Source organism: Paenibacillus sp. TSM33 (assembly GCF_056099025.1).
Map to the genome: position 1 here is coordinate 306,312 of NZ_JBLZXB010000010.1, position 21,709 is coordinate 328,020.

15 protein-coding genes and 1 pseudogene are annotated in these 21,709 nt (G+C 46.7%); 15 read left to right on the top strand and 1 reads right to left on the bottom strand.

The genetic code is table 11. The features are described 5' to 3' along the window. Positions 1-116: 116 nt before the first annotated feature. From ACN6NF_RS05255 to ACN6NF_RS05295, 9 genes and pseudogenes are all read left to right on the top strand, one after another. Positions 117-2,792 (top strand): PAS domain S-box protein, encoded by a 2,676-nt coding sequence (locus ACN6NF_RS05255; protein ID WP_474315799.1) that lies wholly within the window; start codon positions 117-119, stop codon positions 2,790-2,792. A gap of 162 nt (positions 2,793-2,954) precedes the next feature. Next, complete coding sequence (locus tag ACN6NF_RS05260) at positions 2,955-3,344, top strand: GntR family transcriptional regulator (RefSeq protein WP_016821396.1); 390 nt, start codon at positions 2,955-2,957, stop codon at positions 3,342-3,344. Further along, positions 3,337-4,239 carry an ABC transporter ATP-binding protein gene (locus ACN6NF_RS05265; RefSeq protein WP_013369686.1) on the top strand — a complete coding sequence of 301 codons (903 nt, stop codon included), beginning with the start codon at positions 3,337-3,339 and terminating at the stop codon, positions 4,237-4,239. Before ACN6NF_RS05260 ends, ACN6NF_RS05265 begins: the two co-directional genes overlap by 8 nt. Continuing rightward, entirely contained in the window at positions 4,214-6,310 is a 2,097-nt protein-coding gene (locus ACN6NF_RS05270) for a DUF6449 domain-containing protein (RefSeq protein ID WP_474315802.1), read from the top strand. Before ACN6NF_RS05265 ends, ACN6NF_RS05270 begins: the two co-directional genes overlap by 26 nt. A gap of 176 nt (positions 6,311-6,486) precedes the next feature. Beyond that, positions 6,487-7,250, top strand: a pseudogene (locus tag ACN6NF_RS05275) (class I SAM-dependent methyltransferase). 152 nt (positions 7,251-7,402) lie between these two features. Then, positions 7,403-8,857: a PstS family phosphate ABC transporter substrate-binding protein gene (locus ACN6NF_RS05280; protein WP_474315805.1), complete on the top strand. Its 1,455-nt coding sequence runs from the start codon at positions 7,403-7,405 to the stop codon at positions 8,855-8,857. A 145-nt stretch (positions 8,858-9,002) separates the two neighbouring features. Continuing rightward, positions 9,003-10,295, top strand: a complete 1,293-nt coding sequence (locus ACN6NF_RS05285) for a WD40/YVTN/BNR-like repeat-containing protein (protein ID WP_474315808.1) — start codon at positions 9,003-9,005, stop codon at positions 10,293-10,295. A 13-nt stretch (positions 10,296-10,308) separates the two neighbouring features. Then, positions 10,309-11,172, top strand: a complete 864-nt coding sequence (locus tag ACN6NF_RS05290) for an aldo/keto reductase (RefSeq protein WP_474315809.1) — start codon at positions 10,309-10,311, stop codon at positions 11,170-11,172. A 15-nt stretch (positions 11,173-11,187) separates the two neighbouring features. Then, positions 11,188-11,724, top strand: a complete 537-nt coding sequence (locus ACN6NF_RS05295) for a mismatch-specific DNA-glycosylase (protein ID WP_474315812.1) — start codon at positions 11,188-11,190, stop codon at positions 11,722-11,724. A gap of 96 nt (positions 11,725-11,820) precedes the next feature. Here ACN6NF_RS05295 and ald read toward each other — a convergent pair whose 3' ends face one another. Beyond that, entirely contained in the window at positions 11,821-12,951 is a 1,131-nt protein-coding gene (gene ald / locus ACN6NF_RS05300; RefSeq protein WP_474315815.1) for an alanine dehydrogenase, read from the bottom strand. 384 nt (positions 12,952-13,335) lie between these two features. Between ald and ACN6NF_RS05305 the strand changes: the two genes are divergently transcribed. The 6 genes from ACN6NF_RS05305 (at position 13,336) to ACN6NF_RS05330 (ending at position 21,539) form a co-directional block, all read left to right on the top strand. Then, entirely contained in the window at positions 13,336-15,000 is a 1,665-nt protein-coding gene (locus ACN6NF_RS05305; protein ID WP_474315816.1) for a PucR family transcriptional regulator, read from the top strand. Between the two features lie 101 nt (positions 15,001-15,101). Beyond that, positions 15,102-16,625: a copper amine oxidase N-terminal domain-containing protein gene (locus ACN6NF_RS05310; RefSeq protein ID WP_474315818.1), complete on the top strand. Its 1,524-nt coding sequence runs from the start codon at positions 15,102-15,104 to the stop codon at positions 16,623-16,625. Positions 16,626-16,870: 245 nt separating this feature from the next. Beyond that, positions 16,871-18,181: a galactokinase gene (locus ACN6NF_RS05315; RefSeq protein ID WP_474315819.1), complete on the top strand. Its 1,311-nt coding sequence runs from the start codon at positions 16,871-16,873 to the stop codon at positions 18,179-18,181. Positions 18,182-18,293: 112 nt separating this feature from the next. Further along, a complete protein-coding gene (locus ACN6NF_RS05320; protein ID WP_474315821.1) occupies positions 18,294-19,211 on the top strand; it encodes a PD-(D/E)XK nuclease family protein in 918 nt (305 codons plus the stop codon). Positions 19,212-19,394: 183 nt separating this feature from the next. Beyond that, positions 19,395-20,054, top strand: a complete 660-nt coding sequence (locus ACN6NF_RS05325; RefSeq protein WP_474315823.1) for an SGNH/GDSL hydrolase family protein — start codon at positions 19,395-19,397, stop codon at positions 20,052-20,054. A 141-nt stretch (positions 20,055-20,195) separates the two neighbouring features. Beyond that, positions 20,196-21,539, top strand: a complete 1,344-nt coding sequence (locus ACN6NF_RS05330) for a hemolysin family protein (RefSeq protein ID WP_474315826.1) — start codon at positions 20,196-20,198, stop codon at positions 21,537-21,539. Positions 21,540-21,709 lie beyond the last annotated feature (170 nt).

A 21,709-nucleotide genomic window follows, 5' to 3' on the forward strand; every position in this document is an offset into this window, starting at 1 on the left:
TTTTAATGGCTTTGATAGCTTTGATATAGAGGAGGGCTCTCCTCAATAAAATACCATATCATGTTAGAATAGGTAGAGTTAGAAAAACTGCCGGACCACAGAGGAGGAGATTCATTGTGTTTTCTGCTGCTCAACGACTGCCTTTGCTGGAACATATGTATAATCATGCCCCGACAGGAATCGTGATTTTGTCGAGGGAGGGGAAATGTCTGTACGTCAATCCCGCCTTTTGCAAAATGGTCGGATATGAGCAGGAGGAGTTACTGGATATCCGATATTACCATCTTTTGTATAATGAGGCTCAGGATCAGCAAGGGTTGAGGGAGGCCTATGCAGGCTGGCTCAAGGCTACGGATCAAGTCTACAAGACAGAGCTGCGTTTAAAGCATAAACGGGGAACAACCGTCTGGCTATCGCTGGAATTAACCATATTTGATGATGAGGCTACTGAACAATCTTATTTGATTGCGTATGCAATGAATGTCACGGAGAAAAAGGACATGGAGCAGGTGCTTTCGGACAATGAGGATTTGTACATGTTGATTACCGAAAATACGCCGGATGTCATCTCTTACAGCACGGCAGACGGCATACTTCAATATATTTCTCCTTCGGTGGAAAAACTCCTTGGCTATACGAAGCAGGAAATGCTCGGCAAAAAACGGCTTCAATTTTACCATATCGAAGATGCCGATTACATGCGTGTACATGGAATGTTCAAGGAAACAGGCATCATGAAGCGGCGTGTACGTCATAAGGACGGGCATTATTTGTGGCTTGAAGTATCGTACCGTATTATTCGGGATGAACAGGGCAAGATCAAGCGAGTTCTATCTATCGGACGAAATATTACAGAGCGCCAGAAGAGCGAGGAGAACCTGGCAAAAGCTCAACAGTTGGCGATGTTCGGCTCATGGGACTGGGATCTGGTCAACAATGTTATGCATTTTTCCAAGGAATTTCGCAGCATATTTGGCTATCGTGTCAAACCGGTGGAAACAAGTATTGACGCATTCATGAAGGCGGTTCATCCCGAAGATACAGAACGGATGAAGCAGATTATCAACAACGTGATCTTAAAGGGAATTCACGAAGAAACCTTTTACCGGATTGTATTGCCCAATGGGGAACAGAAGGTACTGCGTTCGATCTGGGAAGCTGAGATGGACGAGCATGCAGGTAAGCCGGTTCAAGTGGTTGGGATGGTACAGGATGTTACCGAGCATCGGGAAATCGAGCAACGTCTGCGTGAAAGTGAAAACCGTTATAAGTCACTATTTCAGCATAATCCACTTGGGATATGCGCCATGAATATGGAAGGTCATATTTTGAGTGTGAATCCGAGTCTGGAGCAGCTTACGGGTTATACGAGGGATGAGCTGCTTGGAGCTGAAATACTTGTCATGGCTTCTTCTGAGGAACAGGACAAAATCAAGCGTCATATAGAACTGGCTAAGCAGGGGGAGACACAAACCTATGAATCGGAATTCATACATAAGGAGGGGGAGCGTCTATTCATCAAGATGACGAATATCCCGATTTTCGTGCAAGAGGAAATTGTAGGCTGCTACGGGATTATAGAAAATGTCACCCCTCTCAAAAACTACATTGCTCAAATTGAAAAGCTCAGTAACGAGCATTCGCTTATTTTGAATGCGGTATCCGAAGGAATTGTGGGTTTGAGTACCGAAGGACATGTCCGCTTTATGAACCCGGCAGCTGTCGAGATGTTTGGCGTGGGATCAGCCAGCCCGCTGAACGGTTCATGTATAGACGTGATTCGCCATGCTGACGAAATAGGCAGCCATTTTCCAGACGAACAGGCTTCTATTCTCCAAGCGATTCGCAGCGGCGCTTCTTATCAGGCAGAGGAAGCTGTATTTTGGAAAAAAGACGGGTCCAGTTTTCTGGCCTCTTATCGAATCAGCCCTTTGATGGATAACGGCGAGCGAAAAGGAGCTGTGATGGTTTTTGTAGACAGGACGAATGAAAAGGAGATTATTCGGGCCAAGGAGTCTGCCGAACGCGCCGACCGGGCCAAGTCAGAATTCCTGTCTGTGATGAGTCATGAGCTCCGTACACCGATGAACGGCATTATAGGCATGGCCGGGTTACTGGCAGACACGGAATTAGATGAGGAGCAACGTAGCTATATCGATATTATTACCAGCAGTAGCAACGCTTTGATGCAGATATTGAATGAGATACTGGATTTGAGCAAAATCGAAGCTGGCAAAATGTCGTTGCTGCATGAGTCTTTTGTACTGGAGGATGTGGTTGGCAGTGTAGCTGACCTATTTATGACACAGGCTATGGAAAAAGGCATCCAGCTAGAATGGCATGTAGATCAGGAAATGCCAGGGATGCTGGTCGGTGATCATGTGCGTATCCGACAAATATTGGTGAACTTGGTGAGCAATGCGATCAAATTTACGGAGCGAGGGCATGTAAATATTTTTGTGGAGAGAAAGGCTTACAGCCGCCGTAAAAAGAAATGCCTGATTGAGTTTAGTGTAACTGATACGGGAATCGGCATCCCGGCAGACCGTCAGCATTTGTTGTTTCAGCCTTTTTCCCAGCTTCATCCGGCACTGAACCGGAAATATGGAGGGACAGGTCTTGGCTTGTCCATCTGCAAAAACCTGGTCAAGCTAATGGGGGGGTCCATTGGTGTAGATAGTGACGAGGCCAGAGGAGCAACATTCCGGTTCCAACTGGATCTAAAACTGCCGGAAGGGCACACATTTGCGAATATAAGCCGTGATCAGCCTTATGATTCAAAGGAAGGCTAAAAAGAAATAGCCGTGATGCATTCTGCATCGCGGCTATTTTTTGTAAGAAATGTCCAAAGAAAAGATTGACAAACTGTTCTAACTGTAATATTAATGATAGTACAGTTAGAACAGTTGAACATGTATACATGAATTTGAGCCAGTGTTGAAAGGAGGAAGTCCATGTTCGAGCTGGATATCCGCAGCCGTAAGCCGATCTACGAACAGCTTATGGAGAAGGTCAAGGAAATGATCGTGTACGGATCGCTTCAGCCGGATGAGCAATTGCCTTCTGTACGGGCATTGTCCGCTCAACTTACGGTGAATCCGAATACGATTCAGAAAGCGTATCGCGAGCTGGAACGCGAAGGATATATTTATTCCGTCCAGGGCAAAGGCAGCTTTGTCACGCCTACCCAGCAGCAGCCGCAACAAATAAAGCGGGATGAGATTCGGGCGGCATTGTTAAAACTGATGATCGAAGCTGTCCATTTCGGTTTTACACAGCAGGAAGTGGACGACATATACGTGGAAGCTATGCAAACAAAGGAAAGGGGGATGTCCCTTGATTGAATTAAGGGAAGTCACAAAGACATTTACAGAAGAAAAGGCTGTCGATCAGCTTGCCCTCACGGTAAAGAAGGGCTCCATTTTTGGACTGCTGGGCTCGAACGGGGCAGGGAAAACGACCTTGCTCAAAATCATTGCCGGGATTTACCGACCGGATACTGGCAAGGTGCTAATCGGTGGTCAGCCAGTGTATGAGCAGCCTGAAGTCAAGCAGCACATTCTGTTTTTACCGGATACCCCTTATTTTTTCCCGCAAGCGACAATTCGTCAGATGGCCCGGTTTTACCGCTCTATTTATCCAAGTTGGAGTGAGGAACGCTACACACAGCTTACGGATATTTTCAAGCTGGACCCGAAGCGCAAACTTCACCGCTTTTCCAAAGGGATGAAGCGCCAAGCCGCTTTTTTGCTTGCCTTGAGCTGCATGCCTGAACTGCTGGTTTTGGATGAACCCATTGATGGTCTGGACCCGGTGATGCGTAGAATGATCAAAAATCTCTTGTTCCAAGAAACCGCTGCACGTGAGATGACCGTCGTGATCTCATCTCATAATTTGCGTGAGATTGAAGACATGTGTGATCATGTCGGCATTATGCACCAAGGTCGGATGCTATTGGAAAAAGAGGTCGATGACCTCAAATCCGATACGCATAAGGTGCAGGTTGCTTTTCGGGACAGCATGCATGAGGAAGCTGTCTGTAGCCAACTTTCGGTCGTACATAAGGAGCGGAGGGGCAGTGTTCTGCTGCTTATTATCCGGGGTGAGCGAGAGCGGATTGCGGAGACGATTGAAGTGTATGAGCCACATGTATTCGATTTGCTACCGCTGACGCTTGAAGAAATTTTCATTTATGAAATGGAGGACGCAGGTTATGACATCCAACCGATTCTTCTGTAGCGGCGGCGTAATTCGCCAATGCCTGAGACAGCATGGCTGGATCGGTCTACTGTACTTGGCGGGATTACTGTTTACAGTACCGCTGTCATTGTTTATGAGCATTGGTGATGAACAACCACGAGTGGTTTTAAAAAGCTTGTTCGATAGTACAAACTCGGGTAATGAATTGCAAAAATTGATTTTAATGACTGTACCGGTGCTGGCAGGTGTGATGCTGCTTCGTTTTGTTCAGCGACAGGGGCCATCCGATTTGTATCACAGCCTACCTTTGCGTAGAGAGCAACTATTAACGTCACATTTAATTAGCGGTCTTATTCTTTTACTTGTACCTGTATGGCTGACTGCGGGAGTAACTGCTTGGGTTAACACGTCAGTCGAACTGCCTTATATTTTTCAAATTAATGATGTTGGATCGTGGGCTTTGGTCGTGTCCGTCCTTACGATTTTCTTGTTTACTTTTACTGTGTTTGTAGGGATTTGTGTGGGACAATCGTTGCTACAGACCGTAGTAGTGTATGTTTTGCTGTTATTGCCTCAGTTTCTATTCATGATGATAGGGCGTTTTCTAGAACGTAATTTATACGGATATGTGCGGGTGCGAGAAACCGTTGTTCAATATATTAATGGTGGGGAGTTTCGCAGCAATAATAATGTTTGGGAAAACTTATCGCCGTTTGTACGCATTATGGACAACTTGCCACAGCGCGCCTTTTCCTACATGGAGTTACTTGCCTATTTAGGTATCTCTCTGCTGTTTGTCGCCTTGAGTTATGGTTTGTATCGTAAACGCTTGGTCGAAAAGGCGACTCAGGCCATAGCATTTCCTTTCTTACAGCCTTTGTTCAAGGCAGGAGTCATACTATGCGCCATGCTTATACTAGGCGATTATTTTAATAATGCAGGTACAAGAGGAGCAAACTGGTCGATTTTTGGGTATGCACTTGGAGCTATTTTAGGCTATATCGTTGTAGAGATGGTCATTCGCAAGACGTGGCAAATTATGCGTGTTCGTGCTTTAGTGGAAATGGTCGTGTACGGTGTGATCATGGGGCTGGTACTATATATCCCGATTTCAGGTTGGTTGGGTTATGAGGGACGGATTCCAACAGCACACTCCGTAGAAAAAGTTTATGTGGGGCAAGAGGAGCCTCTAGGGGGAGATGCAGAAAAAGAAGCTTATTACTCCCAAGACAGGGCCTATATCGCCTCTGTGCTGAATTTACATCGTGAACTCGTACGTGCACATGCAGCTGGCGAGAAAATGTTGTCCAAAAACCTGGCCGTCGAATCGGCATTCATAGTCTACCGTTTGGATGATGGTTCCACCATGACTCGCCGCTATACATTCCCGGAGAAGCCTTTCCGGACAGAACTGACTAAAGTGATGGAAGCAGAGCCTTATAAAACGGTAAGATACAGGCTGGATAAGCTGCAAGGAAAAGCAGAGACGATTAATATCCAATCCGTAGATGATAGTGAAAGACGAGTGGTTTTAACCAATCCAAAAGAAACTCGTGAATTTGAAGATATACTCAGAGAAGAAGTATTAAATATGAGCTATAGCGAGATGCAATCAGAGAAATATCCATTGGGGAGTGTTTCTATTACAAATAAAGAGTCATCCTCTACCAATAACGAACCGAGCTGGCATCGTGAATTTTCATTTGAATGGCCGGCTTCCTATCACAAGCTTACAGGTTGGCTAGAGCAAAAGGGGTATGCGGATAAGGTGATCATTGATTCCAAGGATATTTTTTCGATACGGGCTGTTCCTATTATTGCTGAAGAGCTTGAACCTTATCAATCCAATCAGTATATTGAAGACTATAATCTATTTAAAAGCATCCAACAGAAGCATAAAGCAATAACGATTGAAGATCCGAAGCTCTGGAGCACTGTACTGGAAAAGCGCAGACCCTATAGCTATACTCCAAATATGGCGAAAGGCACTTACCTGGTTCAGGTCAAGATCAAACCTTTATTTAGTTCAGACCCCCATACACGCTATTGCTATTTTACTCCGAACGATATGACACCGGAGCTTGCCAAGGCATTACCAGCAATTCCTTAAGCTATAACGAAGGACATTATCTGGTTTGGATAGCATATGGACAGAGGTAGATGAACATGGGATGGTTCGGACACGACATATAACAACCTGATCGACGGGCAAGAGCTCCTCCACATTAGAACTGATATAAATAGAGACCAAAGCGTGTACAGTTCAATAGTGGAGGAGCAAAAAATATGAAATATACAGAAGACCGTGAATTTCTACAGTTGTTGGAGCATCATAGGCAGCCATTTTCCGGATGGGATTTTTCATTCATTTCGGATACGGGACGAGTGGCGAGCGAGCCTTTGGACTGGTCTTATGCCAGCAAGGCTTTGGCGTTGATCCATTCCTCCAAGGCGATGCTGGATATGGGAACAGGCGGGGGAGAGCTCTTGTCGCAGTTGAGCCCTTTTCCAGAGATCATATGTGCGATAGAGGCATATGCATCGAACATACCATCGCCAAGCAAAGATTGGAGCCGCTGGGTGTGCACGTGATGGCTATACATGATGACGATTCCCTTCCGTTTGGCGATGCCGGGTTCGATCTTGTGCTGAACAAGCATGAGTCATTTTCGCCAGCGGAAGTGCGCCGTATTTTGCGTCCTGGAAGTACGTTTTTGACTCAACAGGCGGGAGGGCTGGATTGTGCAGGCCTTAACGCCCGCTTGGGAGCACCTGATTACGTGTATGCGGACTGGACTCTTCCTCGGGCACTTGCAGGTTTGAAAAGCAATGGTTTTGAAATCGTAGAGCAGCGGGAACAGTTTCCGATACAGCGATTTTACGATATTGGAGCGATTGTCTATTACTTAAAAGTCATTGAATGGCAGATTGCAGACTTCCAGCCAGAGAAATATATAGAACAGCTGTATGGTCTGTATTTGGACATTAAACGTGATGGGTATTGGGACGTGAAGCAGCATCGTTTTTTGATCCATGCCAGAGCGATATAGAGAAGATTCGATACCAAAGAGGCCTTTCCCGTAGGGGAGGCCTTTTTTGCCATGTTTACCATCCTTTCGTATACTAATCTTTACCATAATTGTACAATGAAGAAGCAATGGCTTACAGACTCATTTCATTTATAAGATATAGGGGGATGTACATGTCTGAACCAAAGGAAGTTATAAGCAAGCCGAAAGAGGGCAATTCTGTGCGGATCGCATGGTTTTGGCCATGGCTGGTCGGTACGTTTATGTTTGGATTGTTTTCAGTCATGTTTAATGTTATTTGGAGTATGGTTGTGGCACCCCAAGTGCAGCTTCTGCTGAGGCATGAAGGTGTAACGGATACAACTGTGATTGTAATACTGCTTCTATATGCATGGATTATCGGTCTCATCTTTGCAGCTTATGGTGCCTTGAGTGCGCGTATGTCCAACATGGGCAAGCTTCCGTTGATGCTGACAGGGCTATTATCATTATTATGCGGGCTGTGGTTGTGGATTGTAGGAATACAAGGGTCAGGTGGTCAACCTGCTGAAGTGTCGGGAGGGGCGTGGGGGCTCTTTTCACTCTATCACGCTTGGGCGGAACCTGTATTGGAGGTATTGGGGTTATATACACAGCGTGGTGGAATCTGGTTTCTGCTGACGGCACTGCTGCCGATATTCGGCATGGTAGTCGGGGTTGGGGTAGATCGTTATCCAGCGGTGACTGACCAGAACGGAAAGGTGGACCATAGATGGCAATGGGTTGTAGCTGCAATATCTGCTACGTTCATGATTGTGCTAGTGATTACGCTCATGCTTCCTCAACGTCCGTACATTGCGGAGAGGGATTTTCCAGTAGTAGATGGTGCTACAGCAGCCATTCCATTCGCGCAGGATATGCTGCATGAATTGACTGGAATGAGCAGGGTTCGTGCGGCTCACGAGCTGAGATTCAACACAACACATCAGGCTTATGTCAATCTGATTGAGAAGAAGGCGGATCTGATTCTGGTGGCAGGACCATCCGATGAGGAATTGCGTCTGGCGAAAAGTCGGGGAATTCAAATGAAGCTTACACCTATCGGGTGGGATGCGTTTATTTTTCTCGTTCATAAAGGCAATCCGGTTAACGGACTTTCTTCGGAGCAGGTGCGCAGCATATATGAAGGATCTATTCGTAACTGGAATGAAGTAGGGGGCAAGAATCAGCCGATCGTTGCTTATCAGCGGGAGGAAAACTCAGGAAGCCAAACATATATGCAGAAGAAAGTGATGAAAGGTCAGGATATGGCTGAACCGCCGCGGGAACTCCGAATTGGTATAATGGGTGAGATGATTAATGCAATTGCTGATTTTGACAAGGATCACAACGCGCTCGGTTATTCATTTTATTATTTCGCAAATGTGATGCATAATCGTCAAGAGGTTAAATTTTTATCTATTGACGGAGTGGAGCCCGACAGAGAACACATTCGTTCGAAACAATATCCATTCACAGCCCAACTGTTTGTAGTTACACGCGAAGGCGAGAAGCCACGTACTTCGATGCAACGATTACTCGAATGGCTGCAAAGCGAAGCAGGAACTCAGGCCATTGAAAAAGGCGGCTTTGTTCCTGTAAACTCGTAATCCTATAACGATTCGAATACAGTCAGTATCGTATATTCACCGCAAGAGTGAAACCAATACAGCAGGGTAATACATAGAATATGCTTTGCTGTGAATACAATACCCGCGCAGCAAGTATATCAACAACATAAGGGGATGAACAAAAATGAAGAAAAAAACATCGGTTTGGGTGCTTTTGCTCGCCGTAGCCATAGTAGCAGCAGGTTGTGAAACAGGATCACAAACAGGACAAACGGCTCAGAACAACCCAAAGGATTCTACATCGGCACAAGTCAATGGTTCGGGAGCCACTGTAGATACACCGGAACAGCAGACTGCTTCTGACGGTAAAAGCAGCACATCCCCGTCCAGCACTGACAAAGCAGTGGAGACAGGAGGGCAAACGAAGACAGATGCTAGTATAGCGAACGTCCGCATGGACAACATTACCGCGCTGCGATTAATCGACGGCCAATCCGGCTGGATCGGCGGTAATGGATGGATTGCCCGAACAGACGCGGCTCCATCCGGTTCAGTCGGTTCAGCTTGGAATGTGCAGTATCAAGGCAAAGGTACGGTTCAACAGATTTTTGCCTTGAATGGAGAGCAGGCCTGGGCTGTTATGGAAGATAGCGGTTCACTGCTGGCAACTCACGATGGCGGCAAGCTTTGGGAAGCTGTCGGGACTGTACCTGAGCAAGGACAAGCGGGCTTTTTACACTTTGTATCATCCAAGGAAGGATTCAGTGGCAACCAATATACCAAAGATGGCGGACAAAGCTGGTCTTCGCTCCCCGTGCCTAGTCACATGGTAGGACAGCCATATTATCATGATCGACAAAACGGCTGGGCAGTAACCCAGAAAACAGATCGCTCGATCCAGATTTTGCACACCGTTAACGGGGGCCAAAATTGGACTCCTGTCATGTCGCGGACAACCGAGGGACCTCTAAACGGAGTAACTATTCGATCGGTAGAACGGGGCAACGCATGGATTGAGCTGGTTGGAGATACGGGGATGAATCAGACGTCGTATTCGCTCTGGCATACGGCTGATAGCGGACAAAGCTGGCGTACTGTACTGGCGAATTCTACTGCCGGCGGCGGTCCGGCACCGGGTATTGGCCAGCAAGACAATCAGGTTGCCAAAAATGAAGGAACGGCACCAGGCATGCTCTATGCGGTTAACAGCAGTACCGCTTTGATGGGTGGGTACTGTGCACCGTGTGACAAGCCTAATACGATTGGTTGGACCAATGACGGAGGCAAGACGTGGAACAATGGCAAACAAGGCTTTGATGGTTATGGCGGTCAGCAAATCGGGATGGCCAATGCCAAGGAAGGCTGGGCTATTTTCTCGGATTCAGAGCAGGCCCCGATCATGTATACCACCTCGGATGGCGGTCAGCACTGGACGCAGAGTCATGTATTTGACAAGCCTGTGACACCAGGCTCCTAAGGAGGGAATATAGTTGAGTCAACATAAGAAAAGTGCGATTACATGGACGGACGGTCGTGGAGTACCACTCATCGGGCAGGGCACGTGGTATATGGGCGAAAAAGCATCGCTTCGGCAAGAAGAGGTGCGTGCGCTTCAACTTGGCTTCGAGCTGGGGATGACGCTAGTAGACACGGCTGAAATGTATGCGGAGGGCGGCGCAGAAGAGATCGTCGGGGAGGCCATTCGAGGCCGCCGGGACGATGTGTATCTCGTCAGCAAAGCCTACCCTCATCATGCGGACCGTGAAGGATTGGCTCAAGCCTGTGAAGCAAGCCTAACCCGAATGGGAACCGAATACGTGGACATGTATCTGCTGCATTGGCGCGGGAATATTCCACTAGAAGAGACAATACAAGGTATGGAAAAACTGCGTGTGCAAGGCAAAATCCGCAACTGGGGCGTGTCCAATCTGGACAAGTCCGATATGGAGGAGCTATGGAGCTTGAGTAATGGCAAAGCCTGTGCTGTCAACCAAGTGCTGTATCACGCGGCTTCGCGAGGTATTGAATATGATCTGCTTCCTTGGAGCCGCACGCATGGGGTACCTGTAATGGCCTATTGCCCGATTGCCCAAGGTGGACGCCTGCGACGAGGACTGCTGGAGCATCCCGTTATGGGAGACATTGCTGCCAGCCACGGAGTAACTCCATCGCAAATTGCACTCGCATGGGTTATACGAGACGGTGATGTGTGGGCAATTCCCAAGGCGGTACAAGAATCGCATGTACGAGAAAATGCAGCGGCAGCAAGCATTCGGCTCACCCCTGAACAACTTCAACAAATAGACGAAGCTTTTCCTCCGCCAACGAAGAAGCAGCCGCTGGATATGGTTTGAAGAAGGAGGAGCCCGATGACAGAATCAGAGACAGAACTACACGAGGTAGATGATCATCTCGACTATGGATTATCCGTTGTATTTATCGGCTTTAATCCCAGCTTGAAATCAGGCGAGGTAGGACATCATTATGCTAATCCACGCAACCGCTTTTGGCGCATATTGGAGGGGGCTGGCTTGACGCCTCGCTTGTATGATCCATCGGAAGATCGGGAGCTGCTAAAGCTGGGCTACGGTTTTACCAACATTGTTTCCCGTCCCACCAGGGGAGTGGAGGACATTACCCGTGAGGAATACGCCGAAGGGCGTCTGAAGCTGCATGCGAAGCTAATGGAATACCGCCCCAAGGTCGCTTGCTTTGTCGGCAAAGGCGTGTACACCGAATATAGTAAAAAATCCAAAGCGGATTGGGGATTTCAGCCTGAACCACTAATTCCCGAAATGCATGAATTTGTGGCACCTTCGTCTAGTGGACTGGTGCGCATGTCGCTGGAAGAAATCACGGATATTTATCGCCGTCTCCAAGGGTTTCTTTCGTCAGAAGCCGTCTAAATGCAATTAAATATGTTAGATGCAGTGAGCATACAAAGAACCATACACTTCAACCCCTGCGGGAAAAAGTGTGTGGTTCTTTGTGCTGCTACTTTTCTATTGTAAGGTTTTGGTCTGCCATGCCTGTTCCACGGGAACATAAGGATACCCTAGATCACGGGCGACCGCTTCGTAGGTGATATGTCCATTCAGGACATTTGCACCGCTAAGCAGCGGCTTGCTTCTGCGAAGGGCCTCTTGCACACCAAGATCGGCAAGTTGGAGAGCGTAGGGGAGCGTCGCGTTCGTCAGAGCGAGCGTGGAGGTTTGCGGTACCGCGCCAGGCATGTTCGCTACTGCATAGTGAATGACGCCATGCTTGACATAGGTTGGCTGATCGTGTGTCGTGATATGGTCAATCGTCTCAACAATGCCACCTTGGTCAATGGCGACATCGACAATCACTGAACCGGGTTGCATTGTCTGCACCATGGCCTCTGTTACGAGCCGCGGGGCTTTGGCACCAGTGATCAGGACAGCGCCGATTAGCAAATCACTTTGCGCCACGGCTTCCGCAATGTTGGACGGGGTGGACACCAGCGTATGGAGCTGATTGCCAAAAATATCGTCCAGTTGGCGCAATCTTTGCAGGCTCAGATCGATCAGTGTAACATCTGCTCCAAGACCGATAGCGACCTTGGCAGCATTGGTGCCGACCACCCCTCCACCAATAATAGTTACTTTACCGCGTTTGACCCCCGGCACACCTGCCAGAAGGATGCCTTTCCCGCCTTTTGGTTTTTCCAACAGCTGTGCTCCGATTTGTACAGCCATTCGGCCTGCAACCTCGCTCATAGGGGTAAGCAACGGTAGGCTTCCTTCCACATTTAGCGTTTCATAGGAAATGGCGGCCACGCCGTTGTCTGTTAAAGCCCGGGCCAGTGCGGGCTCGGCAGCCAGATGCAGATAGGTGAACAAAATCAAACCTGGTCGAAAATACCCGTATTCAGAGGGGAGTGGCTCTTTTACTTTGATAATCAGATCCGCCTGGGACCACACATCTGCGGCTTGCTGAACAAGGATCGCACCTGCAGTGGCATAATCTCCGTCTGTAAAGCCGCTTTCAACCCCTGCATGGCTTTCTACAAACACTTGATGTCCGTGTTGAATCATTTGAGCAGCACCCGCAGGTGTCAGAGCGACACGATTTTCGTTGTTTTTAATCTCTTTTGGAATCCCAATTTTCATTCGTCTCACCTCTCCTAAAAATAATTGTTATCCAACGGCAAATGATTGTTTTTTAGAGCAGCTATGCTGCAGAATCAATGTTTGTTGATCGTGTTATCCAACGGCAAATGATTGTTTTTAGGGCAGCTATCCCTGCTATGGTTTACTGTTGGATGCGACCAAACGAGCTTAGAAAATTGCACTATCATTTGTATGCAGCTTGCTGATTAGTTACATGGACTCAAGCCGATAAATGCAATTCATGTTAGATTAGGTACAGTTTACAAGGGAGGAGACTCCTTCGCATCATACATTTTGTCGGATTATCTGACTTAAAGGCTCGACTTTTTGATGAATATATGTCATATAAAATGACATAAAGACATACACATAGGGAGAATGCCGATGAAAGGTAAAAAAACATTTACCATTGCGGATGTGCTGGAACGTCCTGTTTTCCGGCGGGCGAAGCTGGCAGCGGGGGAACAGGGCGTAAATCGCCGTGTGGGTTGGGTTCATGTGTTAGAAATCACAAATGTATCCCCCTTTGTGAGCCGTCATGACCTGATTTTGACGACCGGCCTGTGGTTAATCCGGAAGGGGGAAGAGCGCGCCGAGTATATGGAGCAGCTGATCCGCTCGGAAGCCGCAGGATTGTGTGTGGAGCTGGGCACGAGCATCCATGAGATCCCCTCTGAAATACTGGAGCTGGCGGAACGGCATCACTTCCCGGTCATCGTATTTGAGCAGCCGGTGCGTTTTGTTGAAATTACACAAGATATTCACTCCCTACTTATTAACCGACATCATGAACTATTAAAAGATCTGGAGCGATTTTCACGTCAGCTTCAGCAGGAAACCCTACGTAGCACCGATATGAACGCCCTCTTGCGTGTGCTTCATGACTATGCTGCCCGGCAGGTCATCTACATGTCCTCCATTGATACCAACCGATTCGTGCCCTCCGTCCAGCCGGATGTGGCGGACCATATTGCAGATTTTTATGCCAATGAAGTGGAATCAAGTATGACTGCCGATCGGGAAGGGCACCTGCTGTTTCACATGAATGAATCCACTGCCGTCTTGTTTCAGCCAGTTGTATGCTTCGGTCAGGTGTTTTCCGCTGTAGGTGTGGTACTGCATAATGAAGTGCCGACGGAAGAAATGTCGCTACTCATTGATTACACAGCCAAGGCGGCCGCTACATTGGTACTAAGAACACAGTTTCTTGAAGACCGATTGCTACGTAATCAAAATGAACTGATTCAGGATGTATTGAACGGCCAGCTTCCCAATGAAGAACAGGCCCAGACCCGGATGGGACTGCGTTTGTTAACGAAGGGTCGGTATTTATTTTGGGCAGGAGTCATCGAAGTAGAGCATCAGGACAAGGACGCAAGTCAGGTGCGCAAGGAATCCATTAATCAGGATGTATTAGTGCTGCTTCGTTCTCTGTTGAAAAAAGAAGCGTTGCACAATCTGTTGATGATGAAGGGAAGTCAATGCTACATCCTTTGTGCCAAGGAGGAATTAACGCTGCGTTCCGAAGCGCAGATGAAAAAAGTGCTGGCCCATACGGTCCAATATATTCAGAACTATGCCGCAGGACAGCTTGATAAAGTGCGCATTCATGCAGGCTTTGGTAAGGTAAGGCACCGCATGACAGAGACGGACCGCAGTTTTGAAGAAGCATATCAGGTCATTGAAGTCGCGCGAAGCGTCCCGGTCATGAAGGAGCGGCTATTTTACGACAGCATCGGAATCTATCAATTGTTGAAAGCAGTGCCTCGCATTCCTTTTCTACAAGAATTTGTACAGGACCATTTGGGTGAGTTGATTGCGCATGATCGTGAGCATCATATGCAACTTCTGGATACGCTGGATGCCTACTTTCAATGCCATGGCTCCAAACGTGATACCGCCGGAATTTTGTATATTCACAGACAGACTCTTTATAATCGGCTGGATAAAATTAACGAAATTGTAGAAGGTAGTTTGTCAGATTCTTACAAACGTCGCTGTCTGGAAATGGCACTTCTGGCTTACCGGATGCTTCAGGCTGAAAATTGATCCTAAATGACTAGCTCTATTTTCCATTCTACTCATTTACAATGCGTATTAACACTGAGATAATAGAAGAGATTACGGAAATATCTTGAAAGGGGATTAATATGAACATAAAAAAATGGATTGCCGTCCCTCTTATTCTGTTAATGGTAGCTTTGACAGGTTGCCAGGCAGTAGGCGGATTTGATGTAAGTAAAAATTTGTTGGGAACACTTGATGTGAAATCCCAGCAGACAACGGAGAAGATTTCTCTTAAATTAACTCCAAAAGAAGGAATCACGCAAGGAGATCAACAAATCGTAGATTTGATTAATTCGATTTCGGTGACTGTAGATGAAGCCAAGGTACAATCGGAGGAAGTTGCTTCCGCCAAGGGTACTTTGCATATTGATAAGTATAATTTGCCATTTGAGCTTGCTTTGGATCGCCAAGGTATGGCTATTCACCTGGAAGGTGCCAAAAAACCTTATTACATATCTTTGAACTCGCAAGAGGGTTTGAGCGGTCTGCCTGCTGGGTTTGATCCGTATGTATATTCCAAAGACGTAAGAGATCTGACCAAAACAGCCGCTGCACTTATGCTCAAGCATGCTCCTAACCCTTCGACCATTTCTGCAACATCTGTAACCGAAGAAGTATACGGTGAAAAAGACAAGGTGAAACTGACCCGTCTCCATACAGAACTGCGCGGTGATGAACTGGTTGCATTGGTAAAACCGTTCCTGACAAATCTGGCCAAGGATGAAGCTGGCTTAAAAGAATTGATCGGTCAAGCTATTGATGTGACTAAAACCATCGCTTCCGGCGTAGCTATTGAGGGTAGTGATAAAGTAACAACAGAACTGAATGAAAACAAAGAAAAGCTGGTCAACGAGGCTTACACTGAGGTTAAAAAGTATTTGGACCTGGCTGTGGCACAGTATGATGTAGGCGTCAGCACTATGTATACACAGGCACCTGAAATCAAAACAGTCCTGAGTGCCAACACGGTGCTGAAAAACGACATGTATTTTGATGAAAAAGGAAATGTTCGCAAAGCACTGACAGACTTGACAGTCGCGTTGCCAGATGTGGACGATCTTCCGGTGAAGTCCTTTACTATTCTGACTGAGACTCAAGCCTGGAACGTCAATGGTAGTGTAACGGCCGATAAAGTAGATCTTTCTAACGGCGTTATTGACTTGAATTCACAAGCTGAATTAACTCCGGGAGCGACGCTGCGCAATTTTGAAGCAAATTCTCCGATCTACAATATTTTAAAAAATGATTTGGAAATTACAAAAGTAGAAACCACTTTCGATCCTAAAGACGATTACTACGTTTTGGAGAATCGTGGAGGTACGGCCTTCATCCCATTGCGTGAACTGACAGGCGAATTGAGCTCGGAATTAAAATGGGATGCAGCTGCCAAACAAACAACTGTAATTGATGATATTACTGGTAAAACGATTAAGCTGAAAAGCGGCTCCAAGCAGGCTGTACTGGAAGGAAGCACATTGACGTTGCCACAAGCTCCATACACGGATGAATATGGCACATTGTATGTCCCTTTCAAATCTGTTGCAGAGGCACTTGGCGCTACTGTAACTCGTAACAATGCTGGAGAATATGTACTGAAACGCGATTAAGAAAGAAATCAAGGTACACCTTTCTTCTTTTTAACGGTTAGTGCATGGAATGAATCAGGTATAAATACAAGAACCAGCCCGGATTAGGGGCTGGTTCTTTTCTAGTTATATTGGTAAAATGCTCATAAAAGCGATTAAAATAAGCGCTTACAGATTAAAATTGTGCCATACTTTTTCACAGGGAAAATTGAGATAATTAAATCATCATTCTGTGTGGAAAACACATACAAGTAGGGGGATATACGATGAAAGATATGGAGCTATTGAATTCCAGCGAGGGACAGATGGTGCTTGCTCGAATGTACGGTCAACAACAAGTTTCCGAGCAAACCTCTCGATATCAATCACTTATACAGGCGTATCAGGAGCATTTTGGTGTAGGGGATATTGAACTATTTAGTGCTCCAGGACGATGCGAAATTGGAGGGAACCATACAGACCACAACCATGGGAAGGTGCTGGCAGGCAGTATTACACTTGATACGATCGCTGTAGCTGCTAAAGTAGATGAATCCGTTATAACCTTCTTTTCTGAGGGCTACCAAACGAAATATGTCATTGATTTAAACGACTTGGCGCCAAAACCGGAGGATGACGGTACGATACTGCTGATCCGTGGCATTGCAGCTGGTTTGCTTGAATTCGGGTATCGCGTTGGAGGATTTCAGGCTTATATATCGAGTAATGTATTCTCTGCTTCAGGATTAAGCTCTTCCGCTTCGTTTGAAATGTTGATATGCACAATATTAAATCATTTTTATAACGAGGGAGCGTTAGATACTGTTGCTAAATCCAAAATTGGTCAGTATGCTGAGAACGTTTATTGGAATAAGCCTTCAGGACTGCTCGATCAGATGGCTTGTGCCTATGGCGGCTTGATTTCCATTGATTTTGAAAATCCGAAGGAACCAATCATCAATCCAGTCCATTGGAATTTTGAACAAAACGGCTATTCCCTGGTTATTGTAAATACAGGTGGAAATCACGCTGATTTAACCGATGATTACGCAGCAGTGCCGAACGAAATGCGTGCTGTGGCTCAGTCTTTGGGCGCTTCTGTTTGCCGTGACTTATCGCCTGAGAATCTGTATGCCAATCTCAAGATGGTCAGGGAAAAAGCTGGGGATCGGGCAGTACTTCGTGCTTTGCATTTTTTTGAAGAAAATAAGCGTGTGGATGAGCAGGTAAAATCGCTGGAGGAAGGGCGCTTTTCTGATTTCTTAAGGCTGGTCACCGAGTCTGGTAATTCTTCCTGGAAATGGCTGCAAAACGTATATAGAAGTGGGATTGATCGGGAACAAGACGTATCGGTTGCACTAGCTTTAACCGAAATGTATTTAAAATCAATTGATGATAGCGCATGCAGGGTACACGGTGGCGGCTTTGCTGGTGTGATCTTGACGATTCTTCCCAATGATCATGTGGATGATTACAAGGAGTGGATCAGCGGAATGCTGGGAACTCCAGTACTCGTCGTCAACGTCCGTGAGGATGGTGCTGTTAATGTAAGCGAATTGATCAATGCTGAACCGACTCGTAGCGAGTGTACTAACTAGTCAGTCGAAGACTTTAACCTATGGGTTAAAGTCTTTGTTCTTTTTATGGCCGATACAGCTTAGACATGCGTTATAATAGAGAGATGGAAGTTCTAATGAAGGAGGGCCTGTCATGGCAATATATCCGTCCTGGTCCTATTCACAATCGAGGGCCCAAACGTTCGACGAATGCTTACGTAAATACTATTATCATTATTACGGCTCGCATAACGGCTGGAATTCGGCACAGGGCACTGAAGAGCAAGTTACGTTGTATCGGCTTAAGCAACTGAGCAACTTATATATTTTATTCGGGAATATTACGCACCAAATGTGTGAATCGGTCATACGCGGGTGGATGGAAAAAGGGGCTGTCCCGCGCACAGCATTTCTGGAGACCGCTATGAAGAACATGTTGAATGACTGCTACAAGGAATCGTTGCACCGTGAGCTATGGCTGCAAGATCCCAAAAATCGGGTCATGCTAGCAGAGATTTATTACGATGATGAAGTGCTTCCGGAACGGATTGCCCGGATTAAGGAGCGACAGCACGCGGTGGTACACAATTTGTACCGTACCGCGGTTTGGCGTGAGCTGCAACAGGGCCAGGCTCGAATCGTTGAGGTGGAAAAGTGGGATACGATGCTCCTACATGAGACAAAAGTATATGTCAAAATGGATTTGCTCTATCGCAGAGACAACGGAGATATGGTTATTGTAGATTGGAAAACAGGTAAGGAAGGCGACTTCTCCGACCAGTTATTTTTGTATGCTTCCTATGTGCAGGAGTATTATCAGCTTCCTTTGGAGAAGATTGAGGTGCGTGTAGAGTATTTGATGACAGGTGAGCATGAAGTATATCGTCCTACACCAGAGGATATCGACAAGGTAGTTGGCAATGTAGGACGTTACATCGAGGAAATGAAGTCCTGCCTCGATGATGATTACTATAATCGACCCAAGCCCGAGTCTTTCTTCACACCGATGCCTTCACGCAGAGTATGCGGAGGCTGTAATTTTCGTGAGGTGTGTAAGTACCGAGCGGTCTGAAATCGAAAAATTAACATCAAAACGGAGTAGGTGGAATGGTGCTGCACAACCGACAACGGTGGGAAGCACCATCCACCTGCATAATGGCTATAACTCTCTCAAATTATGAAACCGCTTTCCAATTCGGAGAATACGAGGTATGATAAGGGTATTATTGGAAATTGTGAAGGGGGACAATGGAAAATGCCGAATACAGGACACACACGTATTCTTTTTCAAGGAGATTCCATTACAGACGGAGGAAGGGGACGGAATGAGGACGCGAACCATTGGCTGGGTCAGAGCTATGTGTATCTGATCGCTGGAGCACTCGGGAGTCGACTGGCTGCTACACAGCCGGAATTTGTAAACCGGGGTGTTTCGGGGGATCGGGTTTCGGATTTGTATGCACGTTGGAATGAAGACACGTTTAGCCTACAGCCGAACCTGCTCAGTATTCTAATCGGAGTGAACGATGCCTGGCGGATCGTAGAGCAGGAGCCGTCCGGGGTGACGGACCGATTTGAACGAGCCTATTGCCACCTGCTGGAGGAGACGCGTGAAGTGATGCCTGATACCGGGCTGGTGCTGTGTGAGCCGTTTATTTTGAAAACAGGAGCTACCGAGGCGCGCTGGGACATTTGGCAAGAAAAAATAACGGGCTACCAGCGTATTGTGCGTCAACTTGCCGACAAATATGGGGCCGTATTTGTGCCGCTCCAGAGCATGTTGAACGAGGCCGCTACCAAGGCGGACGCTTCCTATTGGCTGCATGACGGGGTTCATCCGACAGCGGTCGGGCACCAGTTAATAGCTGATCAATGGATAGATATCGTACAAAAGAGTCCGTTGGCGATTCGTTAACAAAGTCATACATAGTCTATTCCTTGTCATTTTTGGGTAATACACGATTATGGACATCATTACTTATGTTATGGTTCCAACCAAAAATGAATGTCAAAGGGGGTGCTTCTTGCTTCGTCATCAACGGAGCAAGAGAGGGCTATGGAAACGATAAATATCATTCTAGTTATTTTACTTATCACCTTAACAGCTTTTTTTGTGGCCTCAGAGTATTCCATTATCCGTGTTCGGGTATCTCGTATCAATCAATTGGCCTCAGAGGGCAACAAAAACGCGAAAGCCGTTAAAAATATTCTGTCTCGGCTTGACGAGTACTTATCCGCTTGTCAGCTCGGAACCACATTAACTTCAATGGCGCTAGGCTGGTTAGGGGAATCTACAGTTGAGAAGCTGCTACATCCCCTGTTTGTGTTGGCGCATATTCCGGCTGGACTAACGGGAGTACTCTCCTTTTTGCTGGCTTTTCTGATTTTGACCTATTTCGAGGTGGTCGTGGGGGAACTGGTACCCAAAACCTTCGCTATACAAATTGCCGAACCGATGGCATTGTTTTTTGCCCGTCCGATTACGGTATTCTATAAAATAACGTATCCTCTGAATTGGGTGCTCAGTCGTTCTTCACGTGTCATTACGGGGCTTTTTGGGCTAAAAAAAGTATCTGAAGAAGATGCAGCACTCAGTGAAGCCGAGCTTCGACTGGCGTTATCTGAAGGGTTTCGTAGTGGTGAAATTACACCGACAGAATATCGATACCTGAACAATGTATTTGATTTTGACGACCGTGCGGCACAGGAAATTATGGTACCGCGCATCCACATCCGTTCTATATCTCACCAGGCAACGGTAGCCGAGTTTATGGAGCTGATCGAGGACAAAGTTTATAATTTTCTACCTGTAGCTGAACATGGGGACCGGGATCGTATTATCGGGATGATTCGTGTGAAGGAAGCTCTGCATGATTTGGCCCGTGGGCATAGCACAGGGAATACAACGATGGCTTCTTACATTCATCCGGTGCTTCAGGTGATTGAGACGGTTCAGGCTCGGGATCTGCTGATTCAGATGCAAAAACGACGTATTCCAGTAGCGGTGCTGGTGGATGAATATGGTGGAACATCTGGGCTTGTCACCCTGGAGGACATTATGGAGGAGATTGTTGGAGACATTCCTTCCTATACGGATACCGAAACCCCCGCAGCGCTAACACCACTCATAACAAAAACAGATGATCATCGTTACATACTCAAATCACAGGCGCTTATCCATGAGGTCAATCGGCGCTTGGAGACAGATATTGAGGTCGGGGACGTATATACGATTGGCGGTTGGATGCTTTCCGAACGTTTTGATATCCAACAAGGAGACAAGCTGACCAGCGGATTATGGGAGTTTACTGTACTGGAAAAAAACAGTCACCAAATAGACACGATTGAAGCGGTTAAAAAGGCGATTGTTGAACAGAAGGATGACAGTTATTCTCAATGATGGAAAATGGCATGGCGAAGCAATAGATCGCTTCAAATGTGGCGAATGGCCTGCAACGTAAGCGGCAGCGCGATTCGTCCGCTTTTTTGATGTAGTTTGCTGCCTGAATAGCATATTGTTTTTGTAGTTAGGTCAGGGGACTTAAGGATCTGCATCTTTATGCTTATAAA